We start from the raw sequence: 204 nt of genomic DNA on the forward strand, positions 1-204 counted from the left end.
ATAACAAGGTCTCTTGCGGTTTTGCGGTCGTGGCAGTGTTGATGCAATGCTTGACGGTTTTTATGGGTATCTTTACCTTCCGCCGCTAGAGGTTTAATATGGTCGATTTCTATGAGGTCACTGTCCGTGAAGAACAGGCCACATTCATTGCACTTGCCTTTTTGTTCCTTCAAAAGTCTGGTTAATTTAGTTGGGAGACCAACT

At 44.1% G+C, this 204-nt stretch carries 1 protein-coding gene; it reads right to left on the bottom strand.

All coding sequences use genetic code 11. The features are described 5' to 3' along the window. The coding region (locus AC0QH1_RS00745; protein ID WP_324628810.1) for an HNH endonuclease at positions 1-173 on the bottom strand (173 nt) is incomplete at its 3' end. Between the last annotated feature and the right edge of the window lie 31 nt (positions 174-204).

The sequence above is a fragment of the Phormidium sp. CCY1219 genome, assembly GCF_055795085.1.